Here is a 16316-nt window from a genome sequence, read left to right as displayed (position 1 = left end):
CTATTATAGAATTATTTTATGAAATTGATAATATTTGTCTGAAATTCTGGCAGATTAAACCAGATCCTCAGTCTTTCCTGAGCTGCCGGAGCATGAATCAACTTCAAGTCATGGCTTATACTATTAATCAAAGTTGCAGATAAGGCAGATTTTCACCCGCCTAGTCTGAATGATTTCATAATTTTAAAAATCATAACTCAGTGCAAATACTGCAAGATTACGCTGCTTGTCATCATAGCGGTCATAACCGCCAAAGATATATTCACCTGACATACTCAACTGCGGTAAAAGCGCATAACTGAGTCCGGCAGAAGCATAACGAAAGGCAAACTGCTTTTCGGTATCGCCCAGTTCACCGCCCTCATATTTGCCTTCATCGTTAAAATAGCTTCCTGCTGCTGTAATGCTGGCATTCAGGCGATCATTCAACTGATGATTCAGGTTAAGCGTATAAAAAGTATCGCCCTGATTGGCATAAGCCACATCATACAGATAGGTCGATACACTGGCGCCAATACTGGTCTGATCATTCAATGCACGACTTATATTTAAACCCAGCTCATTTCCGGTAGTATGCTTGCCGCCCGGATAATAATAGGTTGCGTTCCATAGATCCCAATCATAATTTTCGCTGCTATGGGTATAACCCAGCAGAAAGTTATGCTCGAATTTGTCTGAACGATGTCCCTGACGCCCCTGCACTTCTGCATAAGAGTATCCAAGCGTAGATCCCCAATATCCGACATAAAAATTACCATAAGCCAGATTCAATGCAGCCTGTACAGCAACGTCGTCATTTTCAGGCGCATTGGTCAAACCGCGGGAGACGTATTTGGAGACCACACTCAAGTTTCCGCTTGCTTCTATTTTTTTTACTTCCGCATCATCGGCATAACAGTAAAAACTTGAAACAGCAGCGCAGCCAAACAGCACTGTTTGATTGAATATTTTCATAAAATATAAAATGTATTAAGCAAAGCGGAGATAAAATCGAAAGCAGTCGAGGTTTTATCTCCGCTTTGGGACAAAATTGAAATTCGCTTTACTCCTGCTTTGCTAGACAACAGGAATAAAACCATGATTTAAGCGCGAGGCGCCTTGTAAAAAGGTGCAGATGAAGGCGCAAGAGCAGGCTTGCCACGAATATGGTCTGCCAGTTTTTCAGCGATCATAATCGTAGTTGCATTGAGGTTGCCGGTAATGATCAAAGGCATGATCGAGGCATCAATCACGCGCAGACCCTGCATTTCATGTACGCGTCCATAACCATCGACAACCGCCATGTCATCCTCACCCATTTTACAGCTACACGATGGATGATACGCGGTTTCTGCATGATTACGAACAAATTCATCAATTTCAGCATCTGTTTGTAGATGTTTTCCCGGACTGATTTCTTCACCACGATAGGGATCTAATGCCGGCTGATGCATGATTTCCCGGGTAATGCGGATGGCATCGCGGAATTCACGCCAGTCCTGCTCGGTACTCATATAGTTGAACAGAATACTTGGATGCTCAAACGGGTCTTTGGATTTCAGACGAACACGGCCACGTGACGGCGAACGCATAGAGCCCACATGAGCCTGAAAACCATGTTCATGAATGGCATTGGTGCCATTATAATTAATGGCCACAGGCAGGAAATGATACTGGATATTGGGCCAGTCAAATTCGTCTGAGGAGCGGATAAAACCACCGGCTTCAAACTGGTTACTGGCCCCAATACCTTTACCTAAAAACAGCCACTCCGCACCAATCATGGGCTGGTTATACCACTTGAGTGCCGGATATAAGCTAACCGGTCTTTTGCACTTATATTGCAGGTACATTTCCAGATGGTCCTGCAGATTTTCACCAACGCCTGGCAAATCCTGAACCACAGGAATATCCAGACTTTTTAACAGTTCGGCTGGACCTACACCGGAGCGTTGCAGGATTTGCGGTGAGGCAATCGCACCACCACATAATAAAACTTCACGATCCACAAAGACCTGAATCGGCTGTAAGGTATTTTGTCCTTCAAAATATTCCACACCAATCGCCTGATTACGATTAAACAGAATACGGTTGGTCATGGCGTGGGGAATAATTGTGAGATTATCCCGGCCTTTGGCCATATCCAGATAACCACGTGCTGTACTGGAACGACGGCCTTGCGGCGTTACGGTACGGTCCATCGGCCCAAAACCTTCCTGCTGATAGCCATTCAGGTCATCAGTACGTGGATAACCGGCCTGTACACCTGCCTCGACCATGGCATGGAACAGTTCACTATTGCCATTTTTAGGTGTTGCGACCGAAACCGGTCCAGAATCACCATGATAATCATTGCCGCCAATATCGCGCGTTTCAGCTTTTTTATAATACGGCAGACATTCAGCATAGCTCCAGTGTTCTAGCCCCTTCAGGCTGGCCCACTGTTCCAGATCCATAGCATTACCACGAATGTAACACATGCCGTTAATTAATGAAGAACCGCCCAGACCCTTGCCGCGCCCGCACTCCATACGACGGTTATTCATATGTGGTTCAGGATCGGTCAGATAGGCCCAATTATAGCGTCGTCCCTGTAATGGATAAGCCAATGCAGCCGGCATTTGTGTTCTGAAGTCTAGACGGTAATCCGGCCCACCCGCTTCCAGCAACAGGACTTTTACATCCGGATCTTCAGTTAAACGCGCTGCGAGCACATTTCCTGCCGAACCTGCACCGATAATAATATAGTCGTAATTCATCCAATCCTCCCTTATGCGCTAAATACAGACTGGAAAGGACTAAGTTCAACTTGCACCGACTTGGTCTGGGTATATTGCTGTAGCGTGACAATACCGTTTTCGCGACCGACACCTGAATGTTTATAGCCACCGACAGGCATTTCTGCCGGTGATTCGCCCCAGGTATTAATCCAGCAAATGCCGGCTTCGATTTGATGAATAATACGATGCGCACGTGCCAGATTCGGTGTCACGACACCAGCTGCCAAACCATATTCGGTATCATTGGCACGACGAATCGCCTCTTCTTCTGAGTCATAACTCAGAATACTCATGACTGGACCAAAAATTTCTTCACGGACAATCGTCATGTCGTCACGGCAATCGGTAAATACCGTTGATAGCACATAAGCGCCTTGGGCAAACTGCTCATCTTCAGCACGGCCGCCACCACACAATAAGCGTGCACCTTCGATCTTGCCCTGTTCAATATAGCCCAGCACTTTTTCCATATGAGAGAAGCTGGACACTGGACCAAAATTGGTCTCAGGATCAAGTGGATCCCCCATACGGATATAAGGAATACGCTGCAAAATCTTGTCTTCAAATTCTGCTTTCAAGGCCAAAGGGATAAATACCCGGGTTCCATTGGTACAGACCTGACCGGAACTGTAGAAGTTGGCCATCATGGCAATATCTGCCGCCAGATTCAGATCGGCATCTTCACAGATAATCAGCGGAGATTTTCCGCCCAGCTCCATAGTGACTTCTTTCAGACTGGAATTCGCAGCTTGGGCCATGACTTTTTTGCCGGTCGCGACACCACCGGTAAATGAAACTTTGGCTATGTCCGGATGTGAAGTCAGATAGCCACCAATGTCACCACTGCCGGTCACCACATTGAATACGCCATGCGGTACACCTGCTTCAGTATAAATTTCTGCCAGTTTTAATGCAGTTAAAGGCGTTACTTCACTGGCTTTAAAGATCATGGCATTGCCTGCTGCCAGTGCAGGTGCAGATTTCCATAAGGCGATTTGAATCGGGTAATTCCATGCACCAATCCCGGCAACTACACCCAAAGGTTCACGGCGGGTATAAACAAACGAACTGCTTCTGAGCGGGATTTGCTGGCCTTCTAATGCTGGCAAAATACCTGCATAGTATTCGAGTACATCTGCACCTGTCGCAATGTCGACGGTGGATGTTTCACTGAAAGCTTTACCACTGTCGAGACTTTCTAAACGAGCCAGCTCGTCATTACGTTCGCGAAGAATAGCAACAGCCTTGTTCAAAATACGGGAACGTTGAATCGCCGTCATTTCTGCCCAGACTTTTTGCCCTTGCTGTGCCGATTCAACAGCGCGATCGATATCATCTTGTGTACATACCTGCACATCTGCCAGAATTTCGCCAGTTGCAGGATTAATTGTTTGAAACGTGCTATTGGATGTTGCATCGACATATTGTCCATGAATATAAGGACGTTGCAGTTTGAATGTTGTCAATGGAATTTCCTCGCAGGTGGGTTATTTGAGTTGTTGCCGGATATATTCACTACACAGTTCAATCGGCAGTTCTGGGTCAATTTCGCCATTTACCAAAGCACCTCTTAACCAGAATCCGTCAATCAATGCTGCCAAACCTTGAGCAGCTTTCTCTGCCTGGTCTTTACTCAACTTTTTCATGAATTCATATTTAAGGTTGGAATGTAAACGGTAATGATTAATCTGCTGTAAACGATGTAATTCAGGTTGGTGCAAACTGCTAGCCCAGAACGCCAGCCATACTTTCATCGCAGCTTTATCTGTTTGTGGTGCAGCAAAGTTGCCACGCACAATTGCCAGTAAACGTTGTTCAGGTTCGCCATCGACTTTGGACTGCATTTCTGCAACAGATTTACCCAACTGCTGCAATAAGTAACGCATTGTGGCTTCAATCAAGCCATTTTTACCTCGAAAATAATGACTTATGATGCCGGTTGAGACACCTGCCCTCTGAGCAATCTGACTAATTGAAGCTTCTGCAAAACCTAGCTCATTCACTGCAGCTAAGGTGGCATCGATCAGTTGCTGACGACGGATCGGTTGCATACCAACTTTGGGCATAGGACTAACCTGAATAACGGATGTAGCAATAAAAAATCACTCTGCTAGAGCAAATAGCTGAATGATGTAACAATTCATAAACGCTTTTTTAATTGAACGTTCAATTAATAAAAATTATAGTGCCAGCTCACCCTTGATGTACAGCGCAGTTTGTTTTGGATTTGCAAAAGTTTGTAATTAACGAAAACAAGGAAGCTTTACCGCAGGCTTTTGCTTTTAAATCACACTGCACTGTAGATCATCCGGCAACAAAACGATGGTCATGAATTTATGCAAAAGAAAAAAGAAGATATGCAAGATGGTCTGAATAAAGTAGTTTTTTATTTTTCGGCGACACTTATTCTGCTGTTTTCTATCATCACCATTTTATTTAATGAACAAGCTAATCAAGTCATTATTAATATTTTAAACTGGGTCAGTCGTACCTTTAGCTGGTATTACCTGCTGGCGGCAACGCTGTATCTGGTTTTTATCATTTTTATCGCCTGTTCCCGTTATGGCGAGATTAAATTAGGCCCCAAACATTCCAAGCCAGAATTTAGCCTGCTGAGTTGGTCGGCGATGCTATTTTCTGCCGGAATCGGGATTGACCTGATGTTTTTCTCGGTGGCGGAACCACTTTCCCATTATATGAATCCGCCTGTAGGCGAAGGCGAAACCTTTGAAGCTGCGCGCCAGTCCATGGTGTGGACCCTATTTCACTACGGTTTAACCGGCTGGAGTATGTACGCGCTGATTGGGGTCGCCCTGGGTTATTTCAGTTATCGCTACAATTTACCGCTCACCATCCGATCGGCACTTTATCCGATCTTTGGAAAAAGAATTAATGGTCCGATCGGCCATACTGTGGATACGGCTGCAGTACTCGGCACGATTTTTGGTATTGCCACCACCTGCGGGATTGGCGTTGTGCAATTAAATTATGGCCTGCATGTGCTGTTTGATTTACCGGAAAATATCTGGATTCAAGCTGCACTCATCGCTGTTGCTGTGATTATTACTATTATTTCAGTCACTGCCGGTGTCAATAAAGGCATCCGGATCCTGTCTGAAATTAATATCTATGTATCAATTGGGCTGCTGCTATTCATTCTGTTTGTAGGCAATACCGAGTTTTTATTAGCTGCCTTGATTCAGAATTTTGGTGACTATATCAGCCAGTTCCCGAAACTTTCTTTAACCAGTTTCCCTTTTGAACAACCGAAAGAATGGATGAATAGCTGGACCCTGTTCTTCTGGGCATGGTGGATCGCCTGGTCACCTTTTGTCGGTCTGTTTCTGGCCCGTATTTCCCGTGGTCGTACCATTCGTGAATTTGTCACCGGGACTTTGGTTATTCCTCTGTTATTTACCCTGACCTGGTTGTCTATTTTCGGTAACAGTGCTTTATATAGCGTGATTTTTGATGGTAATACTCAACTTGCTACGACAGTTTTAGAAAATCCGGCACATGGTTTTTATGATCTGCTGGCGCAGTATCCAGGCTTTATGTTTACTGCAGGTGTCGCCACCATTACCGGCTTGCTGTTCTATGTGACCTCAGCGGATTCAGGGGCATTGGTATTGGGAAATTTCACCACCAAATTCACTAATATTGAGCATGATTCACCGCGCTGGCTGAGTGTGTTCTGGGCCATTGCCATCGGTTTGCTAACTTTGGCAATGCTCATGGCCAATGGCGTAACAGCATTACAGAACACCACAATTATTATGGGTCTGCCTTTTAGTTTCGTCATTTTCTTTGTGATGGCGGGACTCTATAAGTCCTTGCGTCTGGAGGATTTTCGTCAGGCAAGCACCAGCCTGAATGCGGCACCTGTGGTCGGTAATGTGGATATCCTGAACTGGAAGAAGCGTCTGAGCCGGGTCATGCTGCATCCAAGCCTGTCCCAGACGCGGACCATGCTGGACAATGTTTGCAAACCAGCCATTGAGGCCGTTGCAACCGAGTTAATTGACAAAGGTATTCAAGTCAATATTCAGGAAAAATCGCTGGAGGAAGAACCTGAACTGTATCATCTGGATCTGACCATTCAGCTCGATGAAGAAGAAAACTTTGTCTACGAAATATGGCCGGTACGCTATGACACGCCAAATTTCAGTTCACGTGGTAAACGAACCAAACGTTATTACTATCGTCTGGAAAGTTATCTGTTTGAAGGCTCTCAGGGCAACGATCTGGTCGGTTATAGCAAGGAACAGGTGATCAATGACATCCTGGATAAATATGAACGCCATATGATGTATCTGCACATTAACCGGATCAGCCCAGGTAAACGTCCACTTTTCCCGGATCGTGAAATCTAGGATCTCTCAACGACGGAAGGACTAAATGATGTCAGAAAGTTTGAATGCATTTGCCCTGTTTTTCTCCTTGCTCAATCCTTTTTTGATGAGTATTTACATGCTCGGCATTATCCGTAATTCCGATGCAAAGGTCTTCAATATGGCATTGATTCAGGGCAGTCTGATCAGCTTTATTGTGTTCATCATTTTTGCAAAAACCGGTGAAGCTTTCTTTAATGAAGTCTTGCATGTACGGTTTGAGTCCTTCCAGATTTTTGGCGGTATTATTTTTCTGGTGATTGGCTATCGTTATGTCTTTGAAGGTGCTGATACGATTGGCGTGATGCGCGGCGCGCCCAGCCATCTGGCAGGCACCATCGCCATGCCGTTTATGATCGGTCCGGGCACCATTTCGGCATCTGTGATCACCGGTATACAGCTCAGTTTAATGCAAACCATTCTGGTGATTTTCTTTACCCTGTTTCTAACCTGTAGCTTGCTGATCCTGATGAAATATCTCCATGATCATTTACAGCATAAATATTCCAACTACATTGACCTGTATGTCGATATTGTCGGTCGTGTTGCAGCGCTTCTGATTGGTACGATTGCCATTGATATGATTGTGACAGGCGTTACCGGAATTTTAGAAACCTGATAAATCCTTTCTATCAATAAATAAAAAGAGCGGTTTTTACCGCTCTTTTTTTGATTTTAAAAAATTAAAATTTAAATGACACACCGGCATAAGTAGAAAAACCTTCACCTGGTGAAGATCGCGCTACATCAGCACCTTGATCATTCAGACCAGGAATCACGACCGCAGCATATTTCTCATCGGTGATATTTTTAAAGTTGATCCAGGTTTTCCACGATTGATGTTCTGGTGCATAACCCAAATCAATGCCCCAGATCTGATAATCATCACTGAATCGGCTATTGGCATAATCATGCGCCATTTTGGATGCATATTCAGTATTCAGACCAATATAGAGGCCATTATTTAAAGCATAACTCAGTTGAGCCTGATAAAGATGTTTTGGTATTCCCGGTAACTGGTTCTTGCCAAACAATGGATCATTTTTATACTGGAAATCGCTAAGCGTATAAGCCTGTTGCAGACGCAGTTCGCCATATCGGGATTCATGTAATGGCGTATCCAGACTTAGCTCCACCCCTTGATGAATCGTTGGCGTCGCATTTTCTTCTACACCGATTCTTTCCTTTGGTGTATTGGGATCAACAGTATCTCCATAATCCTTAATCATTTCAGAGGTTAACAGTTCATTTTTTACTTTAGAATAATAGTAGCTCAGTGCCCAGTCTCCAAAGCCCGATTGTCCACGTCCGCCCAGTTCAAAGCTATTGGCGGTTTGCGTGTCCAAATAGATTGGCGCACGCACTCGATTTGATGCAGCTCCATTGTCTTTAGGATAATAATAAGGTGAAGACCATGCCATCGCCCAAGGATGTGCCGGCTCAATACTGCGGCTTAAATTGGCAAACCATTGCACAGAGTCATTCGGCTGATAGGTCAACCCAAGTCGTGGTGCAAAATTCCATTCATAACGACTGACTTTAGGATCTACCTCAGGACCTGAATCTGGGTCGGGAAGAATATTTGCATAAGTAACTTCACTTTCCCGATGGGTATACACAGCTGCCAATCCCAGATCTAATTTGAACTGATCATTTAATGTAGTTTCCTGATCAAATTGCAGCACGTTGTCTGAACCACGATAGGTATAGCGGCGGGTAACTGTGTCTACCGGATACGTTTGATTACCAATTTCTGTATTAAATCTTAAAGTTTCAGTAACCCCACTGTCCGGGCGATGAGTGGTGCTACGCAAGGCAATACGCCCCTGATGCTCCAGACCTAGAAACTGATAAGGCCTTTCATACTGGAAGCGCGCTGTAATATCTTCATAATCGACATTAGTACGATAACTGCTTTCACGTAAATCCAGCGGATAATGATGATAAGCCAGACTGCCGGTCAGTTTAGCATCATCCTGTAAATTCCAGGTCGTAGTATTGGCCAACCAGGTACTGCCTGGCTGAATCCGTTTGGCATCTACCGCTAAATTAAAGCTATTCGCTGCTTCAGGATCATTTTTGAGCTGTTCTTGCGTAATACGACCTGGAGTTAAATGCTTGCTCTCACGGTAACGGGCATAAAAACGGGTTTCGATATCCGGACTAATTTGATAGCCCAAATTAAAAGCCAGACCTTTGCCATCGCCTTCAGCATGATCCTGAATCCCATCGAACTGGGTACCCGTCAGCGCCAAATAATAATCCATCTGATCCAGCTTTCGGCCGGTACTAAACTGATATTTCTGATAACCATGACTGCCCATTTCATATTTGAGTTCAGAGCCATCCTGATCAGCGCCAGTCTTGGATTTATAGTTGATTGTTCCACCTAAGGCCAGTCCACCCTGTTTAAAGCCATTGGCTCCGCGATAGACGCCGACATGATCAATCCACCAGGGTTCTAGCAGTTCATACGCTGTACCACCCGGTCCGGTAAATGGAATATCATCAATCAGGACGTGCGTACCGGATGCGTGTGCACCTGAAGTCCGGTTGATTCCTGAGCCACGGATCGATATTTTTGCACCTTCATTCCCTGCAGACTGGGCATAAATTCCTGGCTGTAAACGGAACACATCGGCTGTGGTTGCAAGTCGCTGCTGTTCTAATTGCTGCTCACCAATGAAATTCGTTCCTCCTGAAACCTGAGCCAGCTCTTTCTGATATTGCTGCTGCGGATTGGCATTTTGCTCAGCGCTGATCACAATAGTATTCAGCTGTTGAACATTGTCCGGTTCTACGGCAGTTTCAGCATAAAGATGACCTGAGACAATCGACAGAATCATGAGGCTCAGCGGGCTTTTCTTGAGAGGAATTTTTGTCATGTGCATGGCGATTTTATACAGTCCTGTATAAGTGATTCCGTTTTATGAGAGGAAATCAGTTTAAAAATTATGCTGTAGCATAGATCAACATTGTTATTTTCAGGAGTTATTTTCTGCCAAAAAATTGACTGATCAGCGTATGTTTTTTCATTTTATTTAATCTTTTTATTAAAAATCAACTTGCAAGATCAAAACCACATCCTCACAAGTTCCAAGAACTTAATTTTTAAGTAACTGATATTTAATAATATGTAATTTAATTCTGTACAGATGTATTTCCACTTGGCAAAATGTGATAAGTAGAAAAATTTATAATCGACCAAACCAGTTCTTTAATTTCGAAAGTTGGCCGAAGTTGTATATTTTCTGATTTAAAGTAGACAAGATTAACCTCATCACCTTATAGAAAAATTGAAATCCTTGAGAGAAAAACAATCAATTTTTAAAAATCCTGACGATGCAGAATTTTTAAAAATAACGGACTAAATATATTTAACTATTCGCAAATTAGCTGTAATAGACCTGTCTTTTCTTGGAAAACCGATCCAGCTGTTTCAAGAAGCCTTCAAAATAATCTTTCTGTTTTTCTTCTGTGCGATAGCCGGCGTATAAAGTTCGACGTAAGCCTTCAGGCGCCACACAGTCTAAACGGCGTGATGTCACCCAGCCTTTCTGCTCATATTCATTGACCACCCAATCAGGTAATGCACCAATCCCGCGACCACTTGCCACCAACTGAATCAGCATTTGAGTCAAGTCGGTGGTGCGAATGGCTTTTGGTAGAATATTAGCGGGAATAAACAAGCGCGACATAATGTCCAAACGGTGTTTATCCACCGGATAAGTCACTAGCGTTTCTTCAGCAAGTTCCTGAACAGTAATCTCTTTCGCACGTACCAGTGGATGGGTATTGGATAAAACCAAGCGTGATTCATATTCAAAAATCGGAAAATATTCAATGCCTTTAAGCGCAATCGGATCAGCCGTAATCAGCAGATCAAACTCTCCAGTTTGCAATAATTCATGCGGATTCGATTCAAAACCTGAAGCAAAGTCCAGATCTACATCCGGATATTGCATCCGGTATTGATTGAGTAGCGGCATTAGCCAGTCAAAACAGCTATGACATTCAGAAGAAAAAACAATTCGCCCGGTCTGGCCATGCACAATACGGCTGATATCACTCTGTGCAATTTGAACTTGCGGTAATATTTCATCTGCCAGGTTTAGCAACCGTTCTCCAACATTAGAAAAGCTCACAGGGCGACTACGCCGATTGACTACTTCAACCCCGAACCATTGGTCGAGTTCACGTAGCTGATGTGACAAGGCCGATGGTGTTAAACATAAATCACTTGCGGCTGCAACCAGGGAGCCATGCTCCCGCAGAGCAGTCAGGGTTCTTAAATGGCGGAGTTCTATCATGGAAAATACCGGAAATTCAAAAGACGGATGACACTTAATCTGTCTTAAGCATAACCCATTTTTCTTATTTTATTTAGTTTTTCTCATTTCAAAACCAGAATAATGAGATATATTCAACTATTAGGTTTATAGGTTTAAATTACTATTCCCTTAATTTCATTAATTTAATTTTCTTGGTTAACTTAACCATCATTAAAATAACCCATAAAATATTGATTAAACTTACAGCAGCAACAAGATAGAAAACTAACTCAGGCATAAAAGTCACAGAATAATTTTGCTGCACTCATACAATAAAAATTAGAAAGTATTTTAGAGGATGAAAGACTATGTCGAATCCAATCGATCGAAATGATGAAGAACTCACTGAAGAACAACTTGATCCTCAAGAAAAGCAGGATCGTGAGATCCAGCGCGGTCAATTAGGTCTTCATGATCCACAGCGACAACGTGATCAGCTGCGTCAGGAAAGACAGGATGAGGAACAAATTCAGTAATTTTCCCTGAGATGCAAAATAAAAAACTCCCCATTCTTAAAATAGATGGGGAGTTTTTTTTTCAGTATTAAAAAGTTAGGGACTAGTTTTTCGCATCACCACATCTTATACATCTGATCTAATCTGAACAGCTCACCTTCTTGGATGAGTGCTATTTTACTATTTCGTTTCTGTAGAGGCTTTTGCTTGTAGGGACTGCGCTTGTATTTCTGCCGTTTTTTTCTTGGCCTGAATTTGTGCCGCTATTTCCTGATTTTTCTCAGCAAAACGCAAGCCACCATCTCCGGCGAGACTTGTTTGGCTCATCACCATGCTACTGCCCAAGATTAAAATCAGCTTAAAAAATTGATTTTTCATGTCTCATCTGCCTTTTTATTCTAATGGTATTAAAAATAAGCAATTATTATTCCAATGTTTTTATGCTTATTTAGTTTTTTGACTGCACTTTCTATTTTATAGGGATAATCTTCGAAAACACAGAGTCAATCATCGTAAAAATAGAAAAATCTGCAATAAGAATAAATAGATATTTTGACTACATCTCAGCTCAAATCACATCTGATTTTTTACTTCAGTCAAAAAAAATCGTTCAACAGCTTATTTGAATTATTTTCATTGGCTAAAATACAGTGCAAACACCCAGAGCAATAACAAAAAAAGAATCGCTGTGCAGCATTTCCAGAAAGTGACTGGATGCTTTTCAAGCATAGGGCGTGAAACTGATTTTTTAAATTTGATATCTGGGTGTTTCAGATCATATATAAAGGCTGAAAGTGCTTCATAGCGCTGCTCCGGGCGAATGGAAAGCGCTTTTTTAAAGATTGCGTCCAAGCCATGTGGCAGATCCGGTCGATACTCATAGAGAGGATGATATCGAACCTGCTTTAAGGCCTTTTCGGTCTTGCAGCGCGCGAGGTCCGTCCCATAAGGCAACTGTCGGGTTAATAAATAATAACTCATCACCGCCAGCGAGAACTGATCTGATTTTACTGAGGGTGAGCGTCCAATAAAATACTCAGGTGCCATAAAGGCCAAGGTTCCCAAAGGAACATCTGCATGTTTAGGATTCAGTTCAACCAGACCTCTGACCGCAGTCGATCCATAATCAATCAGTTTCACTTTCAAGGTATCGGCTGGTTCGAGCAGCATGACATTTTCTGGTCGTACATCCTGGTGCAGCATTTCAAGACGGTGCATGGCATTCAATGCTTTGGCCACCTGCTCAATGATCGGAAGCAACTGCTGTAAAGTTAAAGCAGTTTTATGACGGTGCAGCCATCGGTTTAGGCTTTCCCCTTGTAAATATTCATAACTTTGAAATAAAAACTTCTTGCTGCCCTTATGTGGATAGCATTGCAGCAGATTTTCATGTTTTAAGCGTTTCGATACCCAGTCTTCCAGCTGAAATTGTTCTACGGCTTTGAGATCATCCTGCACATCGACAGACAAGGTTTTAATGACCAACTGATTTTGTGTCGCTTCATCATGCGCCAAATAGAGGCTGCTGCGATGATTTTGGTGCAGGATTTTATCAATCCGATAACCTTCAAACAGATCACCATGACTTAGCTGTTGTGGAAATAAAACATGACTTTTAATCTGGAAGTATTTTTCCTCTGGTAGTTGATCCACTTTAATGATTTGAATGGTGAGATTGTCATCACTGCCCCGTTTAAAGGCTAGCTCGACTATAGACTTGGCAATGATATCCAGATGTTGTTGCTGTTGCAGCATCTCCGATATGAGCTGCATATCAATAAACTCATAGACTCCATCCGTCATCAAGATAAAGAAATCATCTTCACATAATTCAAGCTGCTGATAATCGACATCGATACGATGGTCGGCACCCAGTGCACGACTTAAATAATGTTCTGTTGATGACAGGCAAACGCGGTGATCAGCCGTCAACTGTTCAATGGCTTGTGCCTGAATTCGATAAATCCGACTGTCGCCAGCATGAAAGATATGTGCCCTATTTTGTTTTAAAATCAGTGCACTAAAGGTGCAGACATAACCCTGATCTTTATCAAAACGCCCGCGGCTCTGCTGGGTTTGTGCATAGAGCCAGGAGTTGGTCGCACGAATGACCCGTGCCGCTGAAGTTTGGGTACTCCATGCATCTGAAGTCGAATAATAATCCGATAAAAAACTGCTGATTGCAGTTTCTGCTGCAATATGACTGACATTGCTGCTACTGATCCCGTCTGCAATTGCACAGGCAATGCCCTTACTACTAAGCGCATGGCCTTCAGGAATATAGACCCCATGGAAATCCTGATTCTGTGCTTTGATTCCAGCGGAAGAATATTGCCCGACACTGATCTTTAATTTTTTATTCATTTTAAATACTCAAAAAGGGATCGAATCGATCCCTTTAATCTCAAGGCATAAATCATCATGCTCAGATTAGAATTCTTTTTTATCGCCAGTACGTACATGCGTGGTATAGAGCGCCAGACCTGTCAGTGCCAGCCCCCCCACTAGATTCCCCAGTGCCACCGGTAATTCATTCCACAAGAAATAGTCTGTAATCGAGAAATCACCGCCCATCATCATGGCAAATGGGAACAGGAACATATTCACCACTGAATGTTCAAAGCCCATGGCGAAAAACAGCATGATTGGCATCCACATCGCGATGAATTTGCCACTGACCGTGGTCGACATCATGGCACCAATTACACCGAGTGACACCATCCAGTTACACAGCATGCCGCGGATAAAAATCGTCATCCAGCCAGCAAAGCCATATTCGGCATAGCCCAAAGTCCGGTCTTCCCCAATATGGGCAATTTTCACCCCGACCGCGTTCGGTTCAGCTGCGAAACCCATGGTATAGACTGCGGCCATCAACACTGCCACGGTTAAACATCCGGCAAAGTTACCTAAAAAAACCAGACCCCAGTTTTTTAAAATACGGGCCCACGTCACCCCAGGACGTTTATCTAGCCAAGCCAAAGGGGTCAATACAAATACCCCTGTCAGTAGGTCATAGCCCAATAGATACAACATGCAGAAGCCGACTGGAAATAGCAGCGCGCCAATCAGTGGCACTCCTGTTTGTACCGCAATCGTCACGGCAAATACTGCCGCCAACGCCAGAATTGCGCCTGCCATAAACGCACGAATTAAAACATCACGCGTGGCCATATGAAGTTTTGCCTCACCGGCATCGACCACTTTTTTTGCAAACTCTGCAGGAGCAAGATAAGCCATATTTTTATCCCCTTTATATAAATTACTTACCTGTTTGCAAATAAAAAACGCCTAAGGTCTATTTCAACCCTAGGCGTCTTTGCCTTGCATTATTCAAACAGATCAATTGTGTCATGGCGCCGTTGCCATATTTAATATAGATAAAAGCAAATAGCATGCCATATATTTTAAATGGCTAATAAAAATCATATGAATTATTTTAAAATTTAATCTTTATAATTATATTGGCACAATCTCTGCATTATCTATAGCGGTAATTTTTTAAATATAGCTATTGGAGAAGATTATGATTAGCCATCGTCAACAAGTGACAGACATGATTATTTCAGCGAAAGTTTTAAAGTCTATCAAATGGGCAGATGTCGCTGAAGCTATAGGCCTTTCTAAAGAATGGGTGACAGCTGCATGTTTGGGTCAGATGGCTTTTAATAAAGAACAGGCGGAAAAAATTGGTGAAATATTTGGACTGACTGATGAAGCCATCGCCTGGCTGCAAATCGTACCCTATAAAGGTTCTCTGCCAACCAGTGTGCCGATAGATCCGCTGATTTATCGTTGGTATGAGGTTGTCAGCGTCTATGGTATGACTATTAAAGAACTGATCCATGAAGAATTTGGAGATGGTATTATGAGCGCAATTGATTTCAGCATGGATATTCAACGGGAGAATAATCCAAACGGAGATCGGGTGAACGTCGTATTATCCGGAAAGTTTTTACCTTATAAAACTTATTAATCCTCCACCATAAGCATAAAAGCCATTATTAAAATGGCTTTTATTTTATCTACACTTATTAAATTCATTTATTTTTTTAAAAATCATTATTAAAATATATATAATTTTTTCATCTCAAATTAAACATATAAACTATAAATGATTTTACTTTTATTCGATAAATTCAACCATTCTGTACTTTTTAAATAATATTTTCCTATCCTGAATATATAGCTCATCATTAGATCTCTTGCGAAAGTTAATTCAAGAGCATCCAATTCACCATTCCAACAATTAAATTCATTCTTAGACCAAATCGTTTCCGTCTATTTCTATACCGTTCTGTTAATATCCGAAAATATTTAAGTTTGCCGTTGATATGTTCAATTGTGATCCTACGCCGACTGATTTCTTGGTTGATCTGT

14 protein-coding genes are annotated in these 16316 nt (G+C 42.8%); 4 read left to right on the top strand and 10 right to left on the bottom strand.

Features of this window, described 5'->3' with window-relative positions:
• Nucleotides 1-183 precede the first annotated feature (183 nt).
• From NI466_RS06465 to betI, 4 genes are all read right to left on the bottom strand, one after another.
• Nucleotides 184-954, bottom strand: a complete 771-nt coding sequence (locus tag NI466_RS06465) for a TorF family putative porin (RefSeq protein WP_253148253.1) — start codon at nt 952-954, stop codon at nt 184-186.
• Between the two features lie 128 nt (nt 955-1082).
• Nucleotides 1083-2738, bottom strand: a complete 1656-nt coding sequence (gene betA, locus NI466_RS06460; protein ID WP_253173120.1) for a choline dehydrogenase — start codon at nt 2736-2738, stop codon at nt 1083-1085.
• 11 nt (nt 2739-2749) lie between these two features.
• Entirely contained in the window at nt 2750-4225 is a 1476-nt protein-coding gene (gene betB / locus NI466_RS06455; RefSeq protein WP_253173119.1) for a betaine-aldehyde dehydrogenase, read from the bottom strand.
• A 21-nt stretch (nt 4226-4246) separates the two neighbouring features.
• A complete protein-coding gene (betI, locus tag NI466_RS06450) occupies nt 4247-4825 on the bottom strand; it encodes a transcriptional regulator BetI (RefSeq protein WP_005096918.1) in 579 nt (192 codons plus the stop codon).
• Nucleotides 4826-5095: 270 nt separating this feature from the next.
• Here betI and NI466_RS06445 point away from each other — a divergent pair, with 270 nt between their 5' ends.
• Together NI466_RS06445 and NI466_RS06440 are read left to right on the top strand one after the other, a co-directional pair.
• Complete coding sequence (locus tag NI466_RS06445; protein WP_005096920.1) at nt 5096-7132, top strand: choline transporter; 2037 nt, start codon at nt 5096-5098, stop codon at nt 7130-7132.
• A gap of 28 nt (nt 7133-7160) precedes the next feature.
• Nucleotides 7161-7769 carry a MarC family protein gene (locus NI466_RS06440; RefSeq protein ID WP_004646981.1) on the top strand — a complete coding sequence of 203 codons (609 nt, stop codon included), beginning with the start codon at nt 7161-7163 and terminating at the stop codon, nt 7767-7769.
• 64 nt (nt 7770-7833) lie between these two features.
• Here the strand turns inward: NI466_RS06440 and NI466_RS06435 are convergent, their stop codons facing one another.
• On the bottom strand, nt 7834-10041 hold the full coding sequence (locus tag NI466_RS06435; protein ID WP_253173118.1) for a TonB-dependent receptor family protein: 2208 nt from the start codon (nt 10039-10041) through the stop codon (nt 7834-7836).
• A 501-nt stretch (nt 10042-10542) separates the two neighbouring features.
• Nucleotides 10543-11460 (bottom strand): LysR family transcriptional regulator, encoded by a 918-nt coding sequence (locus NI466_RS06430; RefSeq protein ID WP_005096924.1) that lies wholly within the window; start codon nt 11458-11460, stop codon nt 10543-10545.
• A 329-nt stretch (nt 11461-11789) separates the two neighbouring features.
• Here NI466_RS06430 and NI466_RS06425 point away from each other — a divergent pair, with 329 nt between their 5' ends.
• Complete coding sequence (locus NI466_RS06425; protein WP_004280333.1) at nt 11790-11957, top strand: hypothetical protein; 168 nt, start codon at nt 11790-11792, stop codon at nt 11955-11957.
• Between the two features lie 159 nt (nt 11958-12116).
• Here the strand turns inward: NI466_RS06425 and NI466_RS06420 are convergent, their stop codons facing one another.
• From NI466_RS06420 to NI466_RS06410, 3 genes are all read right to left on the bottom strand, one after another.
• A complete protein-coding gene (locus NI466_RS06420) occupies nt 12117-12314 on the bottom strand; it encodes a hypothetical protein (RefSeq protein WP_213687287.1) in 198 nt (65 codons plus the stop codon).
• 255 nt (nt 12315-12569) lie between these two features.
• Nucleotides 12570-14300: a bifunctional protein-serine/threonine kinase/phosphatase gene (locus NI466_RS06415; RefSeq protein ID WP_253173117.1), complete on the bottom strand. Its 1731-nt coding sequence runs from the start codon at nt 14298-14300 to the stop codon at nt 12570-12572.
• A 66-nt stretch (nt 14301-14366) separates the two neighbouring features.
• Nucleotides 14367-15176 (bottom strand): formate/nitrite transporter family protein, encoded by an 810-nt coding sequence (locus NI466_RS06410; RefSeq protein WP_004280337.1) that lies wholly within the window; start codon nt 15174-15176, stop codon nt 14367-14369.
• Nucleotides 15177-15462: 286 nt separating this feature from the next.
• On the opposite strand from NI466_RS06410, the gene cynS reads away from it, so the two are divergent.
• A complete protein-coding gene (gene cynS, locus NI466_RS06405) occupies nt 15463-15912 on the top strand; it encodes a cyanase (RefSeq protein ID WP_253173116.1) in 450 nt (149 codons plus the stop codon).
• Between the two features lie 238 nt (nt 15913-16150).
• On the opposite strand, the gene NI466_RS06400 is transcribed toward cynS, so the two are convergent.
• On the bottom strand, nt 16151-16316 hold a 166-nt coding region (locus tag NI466_RS06400), incomplete at its 5' end, for a transposase (RefSeq protein ID WP_253173160.1).

The organism is Acinetobacter lwoffii, from assembly GCF_024129595.1.
Taxonomy (GTDB): domain Bacteria; phylum Pseudomonadota; class Gammaproteobacteria; order Pseudomonadales; family Moraxellaceae; genus Acinetobacter; species Acinetobacter lwoffii_O.
This window is presented reverse-complemented; position numbering and strand designations above follow the sequence as displayed.